The 19,552-nt window shown below is 40.7% G+C and carries 15 protein-coding genes; 9 read left to right on the top strand and 6 right to left on the bottom strand.

Going from position 1 to position 19,552, the window contains the following annotated elements; all coding sequences use genetic code 11:
* Positions 1-78: 78 nt before the first annotated feature.
* A complete protein-coding gene (gene carB / locus NYR30_RS01285; protein WP_302501639.1) occupies positions 79-3,330 on the bottom strand; it encodes a carbamoyl-phosphate synthase large subunit in 3,252 nt (1,083 codons plus the stop codon).
* A 36-nt stretch (positions 3,331-3,366) separates the two neighbouring features.
* Complete coding sequence (gene carA / locus NYR30_RS01290) at positions 3,367-4,524, bottom strand: glutamine-hydrolyzing carbamoyl-phosphate synthase small subunit (protein ID WP_302501640.1); 1,158 nt, start codon at positions 4,522-4,524, stop codon at positions 3,367-3,369.
* 326 nt (positions 4,525-4,850) lie between these two features.
* Here carA and NYR30_RS01295 point away from each other — a divergent pair, with 326 nt between their 5' ends.
* Positions 4,851-5,600, top strand: coding sequence for an MlaA family lipoprotein (locus NYR30_RS01295; RefSeq protein WP_302501641.1), 750 nt, complete (start codon positions 4,851-4,853; stop codon positions 5,598-5,600).
* Positions 5,601-5,706: 106 nt separating this feature from the next.
* Complete coding sequence (locus tag NYR30_RS01300; protein ID WP_302501643.1) at positions 5,707-6,201, top strand: YfbU family protein; 495 nt, start codon at positions 5,707-5,709, stop codon at positions 6,199-6,201.
* A gap of 53 nt (positions 6,202-6,254) precedes the next feature.
* On the opposite strand, the gene NYR30_RS01305 is transcribed toward NYR30_RS01300, so the two are convergent.
* Positions 6,255-7,094 (bottom strand): formate/nitrite transporter family protein, encoded by an 840-nt coding sequence (locus NYR30_RS01305; protein ID WP_302501644.1) that lies wholly within the window; start codon positions 7,092-7,094, stop codon positions 6,255-6,257.
* 185 nt (positions 7,095-7,279) lie between these two features.
* On the opposite strand from NYR30_RS01305, the gene prfB reads away from it, so the two are divergent.
* Both prfB and lysS read left to right on the top strand, forming a co-directional pair.
* Positions 7,280-8,378 (top strand): peptide chain release factor 2 gene (gene prfB, locus NYR30_RS01310; protein ID WP_156545361.1). Its coding sequence is split into 2 segments (ribosomal slippage): positions 7,280-7,354 and positions 7,356-8,378, totalling 1,098 coding nucleotides; the frame shifts between segments, so codons are not numbered across the junction.
* Positions 8,379-8,408: 30 nt separating this feature from the next.
* Complete coding sequence (lysS, locus tag NYR30_RS01315; RefSeq protein WP_302501645.1) at positions 8,409-9,917, top strand: lysine--tRNA ligase; 1,509 nt, start codon at positions 8,409-8,411, stop codon at positions 9,915-9,917.
* A 54-nt stretch (positions 9,918-9,971) separates the two neighbouring features.
* Here the strand turns inward: lysS and NYR30_RS01320 are convergent, their stop codons facing one another.
* On the bottom strand, positions 9,972-10,256 hold the full coding sequence (locus NYR30_RS01320; protein WP_302501646.1) for a transposase: 285 nt from the start codon (positions 10,254-10,256) through the stop codon (positions 9,972-9,974).
* 312 nt (positions 10,257-10,568) lie between these two features.
* Here NYR30_RS01320 and NYR30_RS13650 point away from each other — a divergent pair, with 312 nt between their 5' ends.
* The 5 genes from NYR30_RS13650 to NYR30_RS01340 all read left to right on the top strand — a co-directional run bounded on the left by NYR30_RS13650 (position 10,569) and on the right by NYR30_RS01340 (position 18,492).
* Positions 10,569-10,793, top strand: coding sequence for an ESPR domain-containing protein (locus NYR30_RS13650; protein WP_367401229.1), 225 nt, complete (start codon positions 10,569-10,571; stop codon positions 10,791-10,793).
* A gap of 94 nt (positions 10,794-10,887) precedes the next feature.
* Positions 10,888-11,319, top strand: coding sequence for a hypothetical protein (locus NYR30_RS01325; RefSeq protein ID WP_302501647.1), 432 nt, complete (start codon positions 10,888-10,890; stop codon positions 11,317-11,319).
* On the top strand, positions 11,289-12,242 hold the full coding sequence (locus NYR30_RS01330) for a hypothetical protein (protein WP_302501649.1): 954 nt from the start codon (positions 11,289-11,291) through the stop codon (positions 12,240-12,242). Before NYR30_RS01325 ends, NYR30_RS01330 begins: the two co-directional genes overlap by 31 nt.
* Complete coding sequence (locus NYR30_RS01335; RefSeq protein WP_302501650.1) at positions 12,205-17,118, top strand: autotransporter domain-containing protein; 4,914 nt, start codon at positions 12,205-12,207, stop codon at positions 17,116-17,118. Before NYR30_RS01330 ends, NYR30_RS01335 begins: the two co-directional genes overlap by 38 nt.
* A 543-nt stretch (positions 17,119-17,661) precedes the next feature.
* Positions 17,662-18,492, top strand: coding sequence for a DNA ligase (locus tag NYR30_RS01340; RefSeq protein WP_066113497.1), 831 nt, complete (start codon positions 17,662-17,664; stop codon positions 18,490-18,492).
* Here the strand turns inward: NYR30_RS01340 and yqfB are convergent.
* Both yqfB and NYR30_RS01350 read right to left on the bottom strand, forming a co-directional pair.
* Positions 18,459-18,785 (bottom strand): N(4)-acetylcytidine aminohydrolase, encoded by a 327-nt coding sequence (yqfB, locus tag NYR30_RS01345; RefSeq protein ID WP_066113495.1) that lies wholly within the window; start codon positions 18,783-18,785, stop codon positions 18,459-18,461. The two genes, NYR30_RS01340 and yqfB, sit on opposite strands and share 34 nt — an antisense overlap.
* Before the next feature lie 3 nt (positions 18,786-18,788).
* Complete coding sequence (locus NYR30_RS01350) at positions 18,789-19,442, bottom strand: trimeric intracellular cation channel family protein (RefSeq protein WP_066109850.1); 654 nt, start codon at positions 19,440-19,442, stop codon at positions 18,789-18,791.
* Between the last annotated feature and the right edge of the window lie 110 nt (positions 19,443-19,552).

Raw genomic sequence — 19,552 nt, forward strand, 5'->3', positions numbered from 1 at the left:
ATTGATCTGTTTCCGAAAAGTTAGAGAATAATCAGATGGACTGAAGCCGGTATTGTACTGGACTCAGTCCATTTAATTTTAATTGTAATTAACTTTAAACTCAGTAATATCGGACACTTTTTTAGGTAAGCATTCTCCATTTCTTCGTTGTAATGCATAAATGTCAAATTGCTCTAATTTGCTTAAACCACTTACTAATGCTGAAGCAGCATTAATAGTCGTTTGAATCATTACTTTTTGTTGTAATGCACTACGACGAATTGAATGACTATCAGCGATAGATTCAGGTTTACCATCAACCGTATTAATCACTAATGAAATTTCACCATTCTTGATTGAATCCACGATGTGTGGACGACCTTCACGCACTTTATTGATATGTTGCACAATAATGCCATGTTCAGCTAAGAATTGTTCGGTACCATAAGTTGCGCATAAGCCAAAACCAAGGCGTTGCAGATGTTTTACGATTGGTAATAAACGTTTTTTATCTTGATCGGCAATAGATAAGAACACTTTACCACTTTGTGGAATATGCTCTCCTGCACCAAGTTGTGCTTTGATAAATGCCTCTTCAAAGGTGTGGCCTACGCCCATTACTTCACCAGTTGAACGCATTTCTGGTCCGAGAATCGTATCAACGCCAGGAAATTTGATAAATGGGAATACCGCTTCTTTTACAGCAAATTTTTCAGGAATAACTTCTTGTGTAAAGCCTTGTTGCGTCAGGTTGATACCAGCCATCACACGAGCAGCAATTTTAGCCAACGGCACTCCAGTTGCTTTACTGACGAATGGCACTGTACGAGAAGCGCGTGGATTTACCTCTAATACATAGACGGTATTTTCTTGTACCGCAAATTGTACGTTCATTAAGCCAACAACTTTCAAGGCTTTGGACATCGCGCTAGTTTGGCGACGAATTTCATCTTGAATCTCTTTGCTTAATGAATAAGCTGGTAATGAACACGCAGAGTCGCCACTATGGATACCTGCTTGTTCAACGTGTTGCATAATACCTCCGATAACGACCAGATCTCCATCACAGATACAATCTACGTCTACTTCTATTGCATTATCAAGGAAGTGATCAAGTAAGATTGGGCTATCTTCTGAAACTTGCACTGCTTCACGCATATAGCGGTTTAGTTCTTCCTCGTTATAAACGATTTGCATTGCACGACCACCTAGTACATAAGATGGACGAACAACTAAAGGATACCCTACTTCTTCCGCTAATTTAGCTGCTTCATCACTATTACGTGCAGTACGGTTAGGTGGTTGTTTCAAATTTAATTGATTCAGGATTTGTTGGAAACGTTGGCGATCTTCTGCTGCGTCAATACTGTCCGCAGAAGTACCAATAATGTTTACCCCATTTTCATGTAATGCATTAGCGAGTTTTAATGGTGTTTGTCCACCGTAATGAACAATCACGCCATCAGGTTTTTCAATGTGGATAATCTCTAATACGTTTTCTAAAGTTAAAGGTTCGAAATAGAGGCGATCTGAGATATCGAAATCAGTGGATACGGTTTCAGGGTTACAGTTCACCATAATGGTTTCAAAACCGCTTTCCCGTAAGGCTAAAGCAGCGTGTACACAGCAATAGTCAAACTCAATTCCTTGACCAATACGGTTTGGGCCACCGCCTAGAATCATAATTTTTTTACTATTAGATGGATTAGCTTCGCACTCTTCTTCATAAGTAGAGTAGAGATATGCCGTATCTGATTTGAATTCTCCTGCACAAGTATCAACACGTTTATAAACAGGATGTAAATTTAATTCATAACGACGTTGTCTTACTTCACTTTCGCTTACTTTGGTTAATTGGCCGATACGTTTATCTGAGAAACCTTTGCGTTTTAGACGACGTAATTCAGCATAATCGAGTTGATCAAAGGTTTTCTTTTCTAACGCAAGTTCTTCTAATACTAAATCCTGAATTTGACGTAAGAACCAAGGATCGATTTTAGTGTAGCGATAAACTTCGTCCAATGACCAACCTAAACCAAAGGCATCCGCCACATATAACAAACGTTCAGGACCCGGATTAGAAATTTCTTGGCGTAATTTTTCGTTATCTTCTGAACGTAAGTTAAAACCGCAAATACCAGTTTCTAGTCCACGTAATGCTTTTTGTAATGACTCTTGGAAAGTGCGACCCATTGCCATCACTTCACCAACAGATTTCATTTGGGTAGTTAGACGATCATCGGCTTGTGGGAATTTTTCAAAGGCAAAGCGAGGCACTTTAGTAACAACATAGTCAATCGATGGCTCAAATGAAGCTGGAATTAAGCCACCAGTAATATCATTGCGTAATTCATTTAATGTATAACCTACAGCGAGTTTTGCCGCGACTTTAGCGATTGGGAAGCCTGTTGCTTTTGATGCTAATGCAGAAGAACGGCTGACGCGCGGGTTCATTTCGATGACGATCATTTCACCATTTTCTGGGTTGATGGCGAATTGTACGTTAGAACCGCCGGTATCAACGCCAATTTCACGTAATACTGCCAAGGAGGCATTACGCATAATTTGATATTCTTTATCTGTTAATGTTTGTGCTGGTGCAACAGTAATGGAATCCCCAGTGTGAACGCCCATTGGATCGAGGTTTTCAATCGAACAAACGATAATGCAGTTGTCGGTTTTATCGCGTACTACTTCCATTTCATACTCTTTCCAGCCTAATACGGACTGTTCGATCAATAATTCGTGGGTTGGAGAGGCATCAAAGCCACGCTCACAAATTTCTTGGAATTCTTGGCGGTTATAAGCGATACCGCCACCAGAACCGCCCATAGTGAATGATGGGCGAATTAAGGTTGGAAAACCAACTTCCTCTTGTGCTTGCCACGCTTCGGCAAAACTATGACAAATGAAAGATTTCGGCGTATTTAAACCAATTTTAGCCATTGCCTCTTTGAAACGTCCACGATCTTCGGCTTTATCAATCGTATCTTCAGTCGCACCAATTAATTCCACTTGATATTGCGTGAGAATACCGTTTTTGGAAAGGTCTAAAGCGCAGTTTAAGGCAGTTTGTCCACCCATTGTTGGCAGAATGGCATCTGGGCGTTCTTTTTCAATAATTTTCGCTAAAGTTTGCCAACGGATTGGTTCAATATAGGTGACATCCGCCATATTTGGATCGGTCATAATTGTCGCTGGATTTGAGTTTACCAGAATGACTTTATAACCCTCTTCACGTAATGCTTTACACGCTTGAGCACCAGAGTAATCGAATTCACAAGCCTGTCCAATTACAATCGGACCAGCACCAATAATAAGGATAGATTTTATATCTGTACGTTTTGGCATAATTTATGTCCCACGATTCTTTTTATTATTTCATAATTAACGGACTACATATGAACTAGCAGTCAAGGTATGACTTGCAATATCCATTTCTTTAATAAATTTATCAAATAGATACGCTACGTCATGTGGACCAGGGCTTGCTTCTGGGTGTCCTTGGAAAGAGAATGCAGATTGATCAGTTAATTCAAATCCCTGTACAGAACCATCGAATAATGAACGATGAGTAATACGTACATTATTTGGTAAACTCTCTGCATCGACTTCAAAGCCGTGGTTTTGACTAGTAATTAATACTTTGTTGGTATCGAGATCTTCGACAGGATGATTGCCACCGTGATGACCAAATGTCATTTTTTTGGTTTTACCGCCAACAGCAAGTCCTAAGAGCTGATGACCTAAACAAATACCGAAAATTGGTTTCTTACTTGCTAATAATGCTTGAATCGCGGTAATCGCATACTCACAAGGCTCTGGATCGCCTGGACCATTAGATAAGAATATCCCATCAGGGTTAAGCGCTAATACTTCTTGGGCTGGTGTGGTTGCTGGGACAACCGTGATGCGACAGTCTCGTTCCGCTAACATCCGTAAAATATTGCGTTTCACCCCGAAATCATAAGCTACAACATGGAAACGGAAATTAGTTTGTTTTGGATAACCAACACCTAATTGCCATACTTTTTCAGTCCAATCATAAGGTGCATTACAGGTGACTTCTTTGGCTAAATCTTTACCTGCCATAGAACCAAAGCTTTGGGCTAACTGGAGTGCTTTTTTCTCATCAATTTCTCCTGCCATAATGCAACCAGGCATCGCTCCTTTATCACGTAATAGACGTGTTAAACGACGGGTATCAATATCCGCAATCGCTACAACATTATTTTGTGTAAGATATTGTTGTAATGACATTTCACTACGGAAGTTGCTGTGTAATAACGGTAAATCACGAATAATTAAACCGGCAGCATAAATAGCATTGGATTCCACGTCTTCGCTATTTGTACCTGTATTACCGATATGAGGGTAAGTCAATGTAACAATTTGTTTGGTGTAGGATGGATCGGTGAGAATTTCTTGATAACCCGTCATTGAAGTGTTAAACACAACTTCACCAATCGTATGTCCTAATGCGCCGATAGCTGTACCACGAAAAATCGAACCATCAGCAAGGACGAGGATAGCTTGTTCAGACATCAATTACTCCTAAATTAATTTATGTGTTTGGTCGAACACTTACGAATGCTCATTAACCACAACTTAGATCAAACGGTAATTTCATTATAGTTTTACCATATTGGCTAAATCGTGTCTGAATGTTTTTTCATTAAATGAAAAAATCGCAATATTTTAATAGAGCAAACGTTTAAATACAAATGAAAATATTCAGTATATGTGAAAAATTATGCGATATAATTGAATTTTTATTCATTAAATGCAAGTGTTATTTTCAATTTAAAGGTATTTTTAATCGTAAGAAAATTTGATTAGAATATAAAGCAATTGACTAGCGAGAGAAGAAGATGATGAAACAAGCTCTAACAAAAAAATTTTTGCCTGCTGTGATGGCAGTAGCAATAACCGCAGGGTGTGCAAGTCACACTGAAACTGGCGAACGTAATGATCCATTACAAGGATTTAATCGTGCGATGTGGAATGTAAACTATAATTATCTTGATCCTTATGTATTACGTCCAGTGGCGAAAGGCTGGCGTGATTATGTGCCAGATCCAGTGAAAACTAGCTTAACGAATTTCACCAGTAATCTTGATGAACCAATGAGTTTTGTGAATCGTTTGTTGGAAGGAAATTTTAAGCAGGCAATGGTGCATTTTGATCGCTTTTGGATTAATAGTGTATTTGGTTTAGCAGGATTTATTGATATTGCTAGTGCAAGTAAACCGTTGAGAAAACAAGAAAGTCGTGAATTTGGTGATATGTTAGGACACTATGGAATGGGAACCGGGAGTTATGTTGTGTTGCCAGGATATGGTGCTGCAACACCACGTCAAGATATCGGACATTTGGTGGATATGACTTATCCAATGTTATCGCTATTAGGGCCTTGGGGCTTATTAAAATGGGGAATTCAAGGTGTGGATAAACGAGCCAGTGTTCTAGATCAAGATGCGTTATTAAAACAAGCTCAGGATCCTTATGTGACTTATCGAGAAGCGTACTTCCAAAATTTACAGTTTAAAGTTTCAGATGGTAAGGCAGAAACAAAAGCAAAAGAAACATTAGATAAAAATATTGTTGATGAAATTGACTAATAGTGTCTATTTTCTCTTTTTTTGATTCAAATTAAGGACAGGCGAACGTTAATCTTTTACAGTAAGCGCCGTCAAAGTTTTTTAGTATTTTAAGAAGGATAGCATCATGGAAATGACCTCCACCCAGCGATTGATTTTAGCTAATCAATATGAATTAATGGCATTACTTAACCCTGAACAAGCAAATCATTTTCGCCGTTTAAAAACGATTGTTCAGTGTGGTTTTGCGAAAGAATTACAAGAATTAGATAAAGGTTTCTCTTATTTAAATGAAGCTGAATGTAAGATGGTTCGTGATACTTTAGAGATGTATCATGCGCTACAAGTTTCTTATAATAATTTGACAAATAAATCAGTGATCAGTGAACATCAAACTAAATTTATTGGTTATTGTGCGATTAGGGAAAAGAAATTCTGCCAATATGTGAAATTTCTACGTGAAGTTGAAAAGCTTTATACTGATGTTGTGTTCCATACTGAAGATACTGATGCACAAATTTGTATGGCAGATAAATACCAAAAAATGTTGGCAGCGTGGCGTGCTTGCCCACATGAATATCATTTAAGCGCGGAAGAAATTCGTAAGATTTTAAATGCATAATTGTTATAAAGTATGTTAATAAAAACGGCAGATTATCTGCCGTTTTTTGTGTATTAACGATTTGCTTTTAACTCAATCTCTTGATTGACTTGACCGTAAATCATCATAGTGAAGACTACAGTACCGCCGAGAATATTACCGAAACAGGTTGGCAGTAAGAAAGTGATAAAGTAGTCGTATAGTGACGCTTCCCCTTGGAAAACTAGGTAAGCAATTTCTGCTGAACCAACGATAACGTGAGCGAAATCGCCTAATGCAATCAAATAGATAAAGAAGAAAATCATAATAAATTTTCCACTATGTACTGATGGCATCATCCATACGATGGAAGCAATCAAAATCCCAGCAGGAATTCCTTTTAAGATGTTTTCTGAAACTGTCATATGTTTGACATGCATGGCGATTTCATGCATTGCCTGTACAAATTCAGGATTAAATGCTTGATGATTTTGTAAAAATAGTGCTGCTAAAGCTGTACCAATTAAATTAGAAACAAATACGATAAACCATAAACGGGAAACCGCAGTAACTTTACGCCAAGTTAATGGATTAAATAGCGGTACAACAGTGGTAATAGTATTTTCAGTAAAAAGCTGCATTCGCCCTAAAATCACCAATAGGAATCCTACGGTATAGCCCATATTAGTGATTAAAGGCGCCCAAGGTTGATCTGGGACATAAGCGGTAAAAATCGCTTTAAATACAAAAGAGAATGTTACGACTAAACCAGCGGTAATCCCGGAAAAGATTAATGCTTTGGTTGGTCGAGTTAGTTCCTCAATCCCATCCTGACGAATGATTTCATAGAGTAAGCGAGGACTAAGACGCTCATATTCTTCAATCGCCATTTTATCTCGGTAGGAAAGTGTTGAAGTATCTAATTCTGATTTCATTGAGTTTCCTCCTTAATTTTTTGTACTAATAAAGTGATAACGTTTAGCGTATTGATTTTTACATAAGTGGCGTATTCTATCATAAATCCTTAGCCGACTAACAAATTTCTACTAAAGAAACTAGGCTAAAGAGATGGAATACTCTATAATTGCGGGTTTCTAATGTTAGGTAAGAATGAAATTGTATGTTTGAAATTAACCCTATTAAAAATAAAATTAGCGATATTGGTGAAAGAACCCTAGCGCTTAGGGGGTATCTTTGACTTCGATAGTAAGGTCGAACGCTTAGAAGAAGTCAATGCGGAATTAGAACAGCCAGATGTTTGGAATGATCCAGATAAAGCGCAAGCCTTAGGTAAAGAACGTTCTTCATTAGAAGCAGTAGTAGATACCATCAAAAATCTTGAGCAAGGTTTAGAAGATGTTGATGGTTTATTAGAGTTAGCGATTGAAGCTGATGATCAAGAAACGTTTGATGAAGCGGTTGCTGAATTAGATCAACTAGAAGAAAAATTGGCTAAATTAGAGTTTCGCCGAATGTTTAGCGGTGAACATGATAGTGCAGATTGTTATGTTGATTTACAAGCTGGTTCAGGCGGTACAGAAGCACAAGACTGGACTGAAATGTTATTGCGGATGTATCTACGTTGGTCAGAAAGTAAAGGTTTTAAAACAGAATTAATGGAAGTTTCTGATGGCGATGTGGCTGGAATTAAGTCTGCAACGATTCGTGTCAGTGGAGAATATGCATTTGGCTGGTTACGTACTGAAACAGGTATCCATCGTTTAGTGCGTAAGAGTCCTTTCGATTCAAATAATCGTCGTCATACATCATTTAGTGCCGTGTTTGTGTATCCTGAAATTACCGATGATATTGATATTGAAATTAATCCAGCTGATTTACGGATTGATGTGTATCGAGCATCTGGTGCAGGTGGGCAGCACGTAAACCGAACTGAAAGTGCGGTGCGTATTACACATATGCCAAGTGGTATTGTGGTGCAGTGTCAGAATGATCGTTCACAGCACAAAAATAAAGATCAAGCAATGAAGCAATTAAAAGCAAAATTATATGAGCTTGAGTTACAAAAGAAAAATGCAGAAAAACAAGCACTTGAAGATAGTAAGTCAGATATTGGTTGGGGGAGTCAAATTCGTTCCTACGTATTAGATGATGCCCGAATTAAAGACTTACGTACAGGTGTTGAGAATCGTAATACTCAAGCAGTATTAGATGGTGATTTGGATCGCTTTATTGAAGCGAGTTTAAAAGCTGGATTATAAAAGTAATTGAAGATAAAGGTATAAAAAATTATGTCAGAACAAAATCAAGAACTAGATCTTAATGGCGAAATGCTGGCTCGTCGTGAAAAATTGGCGAGTTTAAGAGCAAAAGGCAATGCATTTCCAAATACATTCCGTCGTGACAGCCTTGCAGGTGATTTACATACTGCGTATGAGAGTGAAGACGGTGAAGTATTAAAAGAGAAAGAAATTGCGGTGGCAGTTGCTGGTCGTATTATGACTCGTCGCAAAATGGGTAAAGCAAGTTTTATCACTATCCAAGATATGAGCGGTAAAATTCAGTTATATGTAGCTCGCGATTTATTGCCGGAAGGTGAATATGAGGCATTAATGGCAATGTTGGATCTTGGTGATATTGTTGGTGTGAAGGGTACATTATTTAAAACTAAAACCAATGAGTTGACGGTGCGTTGTACCAGTGTTGAATTATTAACCAAAGCATTGCGCCCATTACCAGATAAATTCCATGGTTTATCCGATCAAGAAATGCGTTATCGCCAACGTTATCTTGACTTAATTAGTAATGAAGAATCTCGTCGTACTTTTGTTATTCGTTCTAAAGTGATTGCAGGCATTCGTGAATATTTCATTGGTAAAGGCTTTATGGAAGTGGAAACACCAATGTTACAAGTGATTCCAGGTGGTGCTTCAGCACGTCCATTCGTTACTCACCACAATGCATTAGATATTGATATGTATCTCCGTATTGCACCAGAATTATATTTAAAACGTCTTGTTGTGGGTGGTTTTGAACGAGTATTTGAATTAAACCGTAATTTCCGTAATGAAGGGGTATCAGTTCGTCATAATCCAGAATTTACGATGTTGGAATATTACCAAGCTTATGCTGATTACCATGATTTAATGGATAACACAGAAGAGTTGTTACGTAAATTAGCACTAGATATTTTAGGAACTACGATTGTGCCTTATGGTGAATATGAGTTTGACTTCGGTAAGCCATTTGAGCGTATTACAATGCACGATGCTGTGTTAAAATATGGTGCAGAGAAAGGCATTGTTAAGGAAGATCTGTATGATCTTGATCGTGCTAAAGCAGTAGCAGAAAAATTAGGTATTGAAGTACAAAAATCTTGGGGATTGGGTAGCTTAGTTAATGCTATTTTTGAAGAAGTAGCAGAACATCACTTAATTCAACCAACTTTCTTAATGGCACACCCAGCAGAAATTTCTCCATTAGCGCGTCGTAATGATGAAAATCCAGAAGTAACAGATCGTTTTGAATTGTTTATTGGTGGACGTGAAATTGGTAACGGTTTCTCTGAATTAAATGATGCAGAAGATCAAAATGAACGCTTTGATGCTCAAGTGGCAGCAAAAGAAGCTGGTGATGATGAAGCAATGTTTAAAGATGAAGACTTTGTAGTTGCGCTTGAACATGGCTTACCACCAACTGCTGGAGAAGGCTTAGGGATTGACCGTTTAGCAATGTTATTTGCTAATGCAGCTTCAATTCGTGATGTTATTTTATTCCCAGCAATGAAACATAAAGCGTAATTGTTTCTATCATATTGAAATAAAAGGAAAAACTTAACTAAATTGATCTGCACCCTAAAAGTTGGACTTATTATCCAACAAATAAAGGTGCAGTTTTTTATAGTGTGCTCGGTATGAGCGCATTCTAACAGGTGAGAGTCCCGAGTGCGGGAGGGGGGATATCGGCTTGCTGCTTGGTAACATATAACCTTGTTGTTCTGTTTGTACTTGTTTTACCCAACGACGTAATGCCGTTTCTCCTATCCCTAATTCCAAGCATGCTTGTGGGATGGAATAACCTTGTTCGGTCACCAATTTTACTGCCGCAGCTTTATATTCTGGGCTAAATGTTCTTCTCATTAAATTGTCCTCTTTTTGTGATAGTTTACTACCTATTGAGGACTGCGGAATTAGTCTACCACTACACTCATATTTTTCATCATTTCGAGATAAATCGTTCATCAATACCATTCTTTTGGTTTCAAATTATTTGTATTTATTAATAATTACCTCATCTTCTTTGTCTTATCTTTTTGGGTGAAGCAACAAAGACAATAGCTATGTTACAAAATATAGTTGAGATTTTTGTAATAACTCACAGTTTTTTTTGATTAGATTAGGATATTATGAAAAATTGTATTAAATGTGTAAACTAACTATGAGGATATAACCATGAACCACGCCTACAAACTCATCTGGAACACGACTTTAAACCTCTGGCAATGTGCCTCAGAAATCACGCGTTCACGCGGTAAATCAGGCTCTACGAGGTCTTTAGTCGACAGAACTCTACCCCCCCCCCCCCGCATTGCGCTAAACCGCACCAGTAAACGCTTACGAGCAATCTCGCTTATTCTCGCTACGCTCTTCCCCTTCCCCCCTTTGGGCGGCTTGTAACGCTGGTACAGATTACACTACCTCAACTTCATCTCAAGGAACCCCGGTTTACACTTTCTCACAAGACTGCACCGATGATAATGGTGATGACCCAGTGCTATCACTATCAAATGATGCGACAGTAAATGCAGCAGATCGTATGATTACAGGAGGGACGAAACCTGGGGAAGCTACTTGGGAAACTAGAGAGTCTGTGGGCGGTGGCAATGCTATCGAAGTGTCTGGTGGCAAGGTTACCATCATTGGCAACTTACGGGGAGGAAGAGGACAAACAAGGATACAGCGTCATGAATTGTCTAACGAAGGAGGAAAAGCTCTTGTCATCTCAGGAGGTGAAGTCACACTCACAGGAAACCTTATTGGAGGTCTATCGGGAGAATGTACAGCTGATGAATGTTGGTACATGGGATACGCAGGCAAAGGAGGTACAGCTTTAGTCATGACAAGGGGATCTCTTAATATCAAAGGAGATATTACTAAAGGTGCTGCTGGACAATGGGGGCAGCTGGTAATGCAATGTCATTAAGCAATAGTCAATTAACCATACAAGGTACTATTGATGGTTCTATTAATGCGACTGACAGTTCTGTCACCCTAAAAAGTGGTAGTTCTTTCAGTAATGGCGATATTTTGGTCAATGGCGGTTCACTTACTGTCGAAGATGATGTAACTTTCACTAATGTTAATAACCTAACAGCAACATCAGCTCAATTCAAGAACACCAACCCCTCCATGACCATCAACGGAGATATACAGCTTATTGATAGTGTTTTCACTTTAGGAGAGAGTGTTATATGGGCAAATAATAAAAACATTACGATAAATAATGGTTCATTCAAAATCAATAACGTAGTTAATCCAGACAATTTTGTCATCAACAATGCAGATACAGAAATTACGGGTTCAATCACTGCTGCAGGTAAGCTTCAAATAAATGCTGCCAATGCATCATTCACACTCAATAGAGACTCATCGTTAGTTGCATCTCCCATTTTACCTTATGATAAAGAAGATGATAGGACCACCATGGTGTTCGACCACGTGCAATTTGCATCCTACGGCAACATTAATCTACCACGTCACTACCTAACTGCAGGCATAACACTAAAAAATAGCGATAAGGCTATTATCGCTGGCTCTGTGGCCGCTGGTTTGCAAAATAATGATTGGGGCGGCTGGGCGGTACGCTGCCAATGGATTGCATGGAATGGTATATGTACAGCGACCAAAGGTGTTGTCCTAGACAACAGTCAGAAGGCCAATATCAGTGCTGATATCGTTGCAGGTTGGGGGGCATATGAAGAGCACGTAGGAAGTGGTTCAGGCATAGTGGGAGGTCATGGGATAGACTTAAAAGATAGCCGTGATGCGACTATCACTGGAACTGTCATCGCAGGTAAAGGAGGTAGTCGTGACTATAACGGAGTCTTTTCTGCCAAAGGGGGGTGATGGTGTCGTGCTCAGAGATAACAGCTCTGCCATCATTTCAGGTAATATCCAAGGCGGTGAAGGTGGTAATCCTGTAGCAGGTAAAACACCTAAGGGGGGGGGGGGGTACGGTGGTCATGGGGTCTTTATTAGTAACAGTACATTAACTCTCGCTGCTGGGGCTACTATTCGCGGTGGTAATCAAAGTCGACAAGCCACCGAAACCGACCCAAGCTACACAGGCGCTGCGCTTTATTTCTCTTATAAAACTATTATAGGTAACGACGAGAGTGAAGTTGTTAAACGCACTGTCAAAAACGTCCTCGAACTACAATCCTCTCCTGATTCCTTTACCTTAGCTGCGGGTTCTGATAAAGATGGTACTCCTAGTAATGACGTTATCCGCAGCGACAATGGCAAAAAAAATACCCTTGCTCTCGGTGGTACAGCTACGGATTTGACGTTTGATGTTGATGCGTTAAAAACCACCTATGATGTCTTTGATACCCTAGAAAAACGTGGCTCAGGGACTTGGACGCTTAACGGCACACTTGATATGACCGATGCTGAGTTAGGCATGGAAGATCTAAAGGTCACCGAAGGAGTATTAAAAGCTAGTGATGTCATTCTAGGCACTGGTAAATCACTTGTCCTCACGGGAGGTGAGCTTGCGATTACGAAAAAGCTCACCCTCAATAAAGGCGCTGATGTCAGTGGTAGCGCTGTTATTAATTTGGATGGTAATACTACTCTCGAAACAGGCTTAAGTAACCTAGCAGGTCTTAACTTCAAAAACACCTCCAATGCGACTTTACGCTCTGTTGATGCCTTTACAATGAGTGATAATCTTAAGCAATTTAAAGTCTGGGAAGTCGCAGGAACAGGCAACACCGCCACAGGCGCTGATTTAGGTAAAAATACCACGGTACTTGATGGTGGTGGTTTAACCGTAACAGACCTTCCCTTAGGGGCGATGGATGCTGACCAGACCCTCACCAATAACCAAGGAGGCACCTTAACCCTTGCAGGTAATGTTAATCTGGATAAAGGCTCTCTCACCCTTAAAGAAGGTAGCACCACTTCGTTTGCCGAAAATGCAGTACTCACTACCGAAGCAACTAGCGTTGCGGCTATCCAAAATAAGGCGTTGACAGGCAATAAGGTGGCAGGCAAAGGCGATACCATCCTCGAAACCACAGGTAACTTTACCGCAGATGCAGAATCTAGCGTATTTAAAGAATGGCATGTAACAAGCGGTAATGCGACAGTTAATAGTAATGAGAATTTAGCAAAGACTACTGAGGTAAAAGGTGGTACTTTAACCGCCACAGGGCTTACTTTAAATGACAAAACTCTCAAGAATACAGGTGGTAATCTTATTTTCGTTGGTGTGACCAATCTGGATTATGGTCAGTTAACGCTTAGCGGCGGTAAGACTTCCTTTAAAAAAGGAGCTGTATTAGAGACAGACTTGAGCAGTCTTGATGTGATTCAAGGCAGTGCGATTAACAGCATCGAAGGTAAAGCGGGTGCTACGCTGAAAACCACGGCTGACTTTGAAGCCAATGAAAACGTGGGTGCTTTCGGTAAATGGCAGATTGCGGGTGGTAACGCAACGGTAAGGGATAATGACCACTTATCAAAGGATACGGAAATCTTGACAGGTGCATCACTCGTTCTAAGAGGTATTACACTAGATGGTACGAAAAACGTCGAAAACAAAGGCGGTAGCCTCGTATTTGCGGGGGAAATTAATCTTGATGAGGGGACGATTGCCTTAACTGATGGCAATACGAGTTTTGATGAAAATACTGTTCTCAAGACGAAGAAAACCAGCGGTACCGAGTTATTAGGTAATGTCGAAAGCATTAGCAAGATTGCCAACAGTGATAAAGCTATACTAAGCACAGAGGGAACTTCGTTTGATGCTAATGATGGTTTTGCGGCGAAGTTTGGCACTTGGGAAGTGGCGAGTAAAGATAGTCAGGTTAGTGGCGAAGATAATCTCGCCAACACCACTAAGGTGATCAAAAACGGTGAGTTAACGGTCACTGATCTTCAATTGGAAAATAAAACACTGGAAAACACAGGTGGTCAACTAACTTTTGCAGGCAATATTAATCTTGATAACGGTACGGTGAATTTAAGCGGTGGTACAACATCTTTCGGTACAGCCGTATTAACGACGGGAGCAGAAAGTGGCGCGGCCTTATTGGGTAAAAACAGTCTGCTAAGCACGATCGTTGCCAGTGAGGAAGCAACATTGCATACCACAGGAGAGTTTAATGCTGACGACGGTTTTACAGCTAAATTCGGTATGTGGAAAGTCGCTGGTCAAGATAGCACCGCCGATGGCATTGCGAATCTAGCTAATACGACAGAGGTGCTTGATAATGGTAAGTTGACGGTGACTGGGCTTACGTTAGTGGATAAACACCTAAAAAATAGCGGTGGTAAACTCGTTTTCGCGGGTGAAACTAACTTAGATAACGGTACCCTAGAGGCTGGTAGCGGTGCTATTCAATTTGCTAGCGATGTCATCTTAAGTACCGCCAAAGGTAGTGGCAGCGAGATTCAAAACGGGCTTATCGCCAGTGATAAAGTCACTGGTAAAGAGGCAGTAACCCTACGCACCACAGGTTCATTTACCGCCAACGATGGTTTTACCCATCAGTTCAAGCACTGGGCTATCGCAGGTGACGCATTGGCGGTAGGGGCTGAAAACTTAGCATTAAGCGATACACTAGTGGAAGGTGTGTTGGAAGTGGCAGATGTGGCGCTAGGTGCTGAACAGTCTTTAACGACGAAAGGCGATGCAATGCTTATCTTAAGTGGTTCGACAAACCTTGATAAAGGCACGTTGAACTTAGCCAAAGATACCGCGAATTTCTCTAGTGCACCTGGTACCGTCTTAGAGACAGAGCAAACTTCTGGTGATGCAGTCTCTGCGCGTGTTGCGGATATTGGCTTAAAAGACCAAATCACCTTACGTTCACTTAAAGCCATGCAGGCGAATCAAGTGGCGAGCGAGTTTAAGCAGTGGGAAGTCAAAGGCGCTGGTGAGAATACTGCATCAGCCCTTGCGATAGAGAAAACCACGATTGATGCGGGTGCTAAACTCACTACCGATGTCGCAGCAATTAAATCTACTCAACGTGTTGAAAATAATGGTGAATTACAGCTAACCTCCTTAACCCGCTTATTAGCTAACACTATTACTGGTACAGGTAATGTGATTAAGCAAGGTGCAGATACGTTGACTTATGCTACTGGTGCACATACCTATACAGGTGATACTGAGGTAACTACAGGTACGCTTGCTCTAGAGAAAGGCGTAGGGATGAGCGGTGCTGTACGCGTACAAAGTGGGGCTACGCTTGGTTTAAGTTTAGTAGAGTCTGAACAAGTAAACGCTCAACCTAGCACTACCCCTCAGCCACGTTTCCGCGCCTTATTGCGTGCCGCTGAGCCAGCACCTGTCACTGCGCCACAACCCCTTGTACTTCCTGCAGGGGTGACTCAACAAGTCGCAGGTTTAACGGTGGATAATGGCGGTACCGTCTCAGTGGTAGTCAATGGTCTCAATAACCATTCACACTTACATAGCACGGGCGATATTAACCTTGCCCCAGATAGTCGCTTAGTGATTAATGCGGCAGACTATGCAGATAATGCAGGAACAGTGGAAAATGTGTTCACGACTGACACCCAGATTAACGGTCAGTTTGGTCGGTATGAGGATAACAGTGCATTATTCCTCTTTAAACCAGAGTACAGTGCCAAAGCGATACATTTAGCCGTTTCACCGAATGTGAAAGTAGAACAAATCGTTGAGGCAGCAGGTGACAATCTCGTAGTACCAATTGCCAAGATATTGGATCAGGCATTTACCAAAGACGCTGAGAGTGCATTAGCCCGCCGTTTCTATGCGTTACAGATGAATGGGCAAGTGGCGCGCACCGTGGTGGATATGCAGCCACTCCTCGCAGGTACAGGTAATCGAGTATTAGCCGAAGCCAGTGATTTGATGCAACGTTATGTCCCAACCGACCGTTGTAGCGCTGGTGAGGGTGATCGCTCTGCTTGGGTACATGGTCTTGGTAACTGGAGTATGCAAAAAGGTGATAAAGGCTTATCAGGCTATAAAGCTTCTCACTATGGTATCGCTTTAGGTGGTGATGTTTGCGTTAATAGCAGCACCAAGGTGGGCTTAAGCGCCGCCTATGTGAATACCAAAGCGAATGAACGCAGCACCTCTGCTTCACAAACGCTCAAAGCCGATACATGGCAAGTGGGTCTTTACACCAACCATGCGTTGAGTCAACGTGTGGATGTGGATGCGCAATTGGCGGTAGGACGTGCCAATATCAAGGGCAAGCGTCAACTCAGCCAATTTGGCTTAACGGCTAAAGGTGATACCCATGCGGATATTCTACGCGGTGGCTTAGGAATCAACCTACACTATGCGGCGGGTAATACGGCGTTAATGCCTTATGCCCGTGTGGATTATACGCAAGTCAACACCAAGGGTTATACCGAGAAAGGCGCTGAGGAGTTTAACTTAAAAGTCGATAAACAACGCACACAAGCTTTAATGGCGGGTGTGGGCTTGAAAGTGAAACATACCGTGAAAGACAGCTTGAATCTCAATGCGAAACTCGGTGTGGCGTATGATATGTTGCACAAGGGTAATGGGGTGACAGCGGCGTTGACGAGCTTGCCAGGTCAAGCGTTTACTGTGAAAAATACGAAGTTAGGACGCACGGTAGGTGAAGTGGGCTTGGGAGTTGGTTATCAGGTGTCTAAGAGCACGTCGCTTTCTGCGGATATACAAGCCTTGTTCGGTAAGGGACGCACCGATACCAGTGCGCAACTTGGTGTGAAGGTGAGTTTCTAGTTCTACGTCGTGCCAGAGGCATTTCCAGAAACTGAGGCATAGGTGCGGTATCTTTCTTTGATGCCGCACCTTTACTTGTGTGCTCGGCATGAGCGCGTTCTAACGGGTGAAAGTCCCGAGTGTGGGGCACCAAGCACATAGCTAGGCGCCAACGAGCCTTGATACAACTCGGCGTGTCTAAAGAGAAGGCATGGGAATGGGCGAATACGAGAAAAGGCTACTGGCGAATAGCGGGAAGTCACGTTCTTACAACAACGTTCACCAATGGGTTCTTAAGGTCACTAGGATGGTTATGTCTTGGAGCTGCGCTAAGAGCGACTTTCAAAGGAGTTTAACTGATAACCGCCCACTACGGAACCGTACGGTGGGTGGTGTGGGAGGTCGGTCAGGAAAATAATCCCTGACCTCCTACCCGATTAGATTTCTGATGGTATCAATAGTTTTATTTTATTTTTTCGAGTCAGTTCACATTCTTATCAAATTACTATTCTTAATTTTCTTTGTATTAATTATGTTATTCCCAATCGATTAGAGAGGGCTATTATGCGTTATTGTTATTATCTATTATGTTATTTCATTGCGATTACTACAGTAATGGCAAAAGATACGATGATGTTATTACAGGAGTATCGGGATCAAGACGTAGCTGGTTGGGTAATGAGTGAAAAGTTGGATGGTGTAAGAGGTTATTGGACAGGTAAACAATTATTAACTCGACAAGATAACCCTTTACACCCACCAGCTTATTTTATTGAACAATTCCCACCTTTTGCGATTGATGGTGAGTTATTTAGTGAGCGTGGAAAATTTGAAGAGATTTCCAGCATTACTCGTAGTTCTGGCGATAAAGGTTGGAATAAATTGAAATTATATGTCTTTGATGTACCGCAGGCAGAAGGAAATCTATTCCAGCGTTTACAAGTGTTGCAAGATTATCTAACGACGCATCCGTCGCCCTATATTGAGATTATTACGCAATTACCGATTAAGCATAAGCAAGATATTGAACAGTTTTTAGATCAGGTAGATAAATTAGGTGGTGAAGGGATTGTAGTACGTAATCCTAATGCTCGTTATGTTGTTGGTCGTAGTAGCCAAATCTTGAAATTAAAACGTTATCAAGATGAAGAGTGCACTGTTATTGCACATCATAAAGGCAAAGGGCAGTTTCATAATGTAATGGGATCACTGACTTGTGAGAATCATCGCGGTACTTTTAAAATTGGTTCTGGTTTTTCGTTGGCAGATCGTGCAAATCCGCCAGCAATTGGCAGCGTCATTACCTATAAATATCGCGGTGAAACTGCCAAAGGTAAGCCTAAATTTGCCACTTATTGGCGTCAGCGTTCTGTTTCATCAGCAGTGACTAATTGATAGTGAATGACATAAAGTTGTTCGGTATTTGGATAAATATTACGGATAACTTGTTGTAACTCTGGCAAGGTCATATTTTCTTGTTCCGCATGGTGTTCATTCAGTTCTTGAAACATAATCGGGGTAATTGCCAAAATTTTGATTTTGGCGAACCATTGATGTTGTTCATAGGTGAAAACATCAATGATGCTACCAATAGTGAACTCTTTTTCACTGGCATCACGAATAGTAATAGTCTTACTGCCATTTAAGATATTGGTTTGAAAACATTGATAAAAAGTGATTTCGTTCATTATCTATTTTTTCCTCTTCGGTAATTTATCTACCCAAGACCAATTTTTATCCTCTTGATAGTCGAATACAGGTAAACCTAGACCAAAACGAATAGCTAGTAAGCGAGAGATAAATCCAGCAGCAAGAGTAATTAAAATCACAATATCTTGTGGAATATGAGTTTGTTGTAAACCAATATAAATTGCTGTTGCTAGAAAGGCGATACTGGCATAAAGCTCTTTCTGAAACACTAAAGGAATACGGTTACAAAGTAAATCACGCAAGACACCACCGAATGCGCCAGTGATAATTGCTGCTACGGAAGCAATAATAAAGCCATGCCCCATATCTAAAGCGACCTGGGCACCAAGAATGGAAAATACAATTAAACCTAAGGCATCAAGAATTAAGAACACTGCTTTTAGGTAACGCATGAGTGGCGCAATAATAATAGTGAGTACTGCTGCACCAGCTACAATAGCAATATATTCAGGATGTTTTACCCAACCTAAAGGATAATGACCTAATAAAACGTCACGTACTGAACCACCACCAATAGCAGTAACGGAAGCAATAATAATAACGCCAAAAATATCCATTTTTTCGCGACCGGCAGCAAGGGCCCCGGTAATAGCTTCAGCAGTAATACCAATTAAATAAAGAATTGTGAGTAACATAAAAATTGAGCTTGTTTTGGTGAAGTGGAGATTGTACTTGAAACTTTAGCAATTAGTGAAACTTTTTTGTCTGAAATAACAAAGTGCTATCACAATATTTGTCGTCAATA

The sequence above is a fragment of the Gallibacterium salpingitidis genome (genome assembly GCF_030517105.1).
GTDB lineage: Bacteria > Pseudomonadota > Gammaproteobacteria > Enterobacterales > Pasteurellaceae > Gallibacterium > Gallibacterium salpingitidis.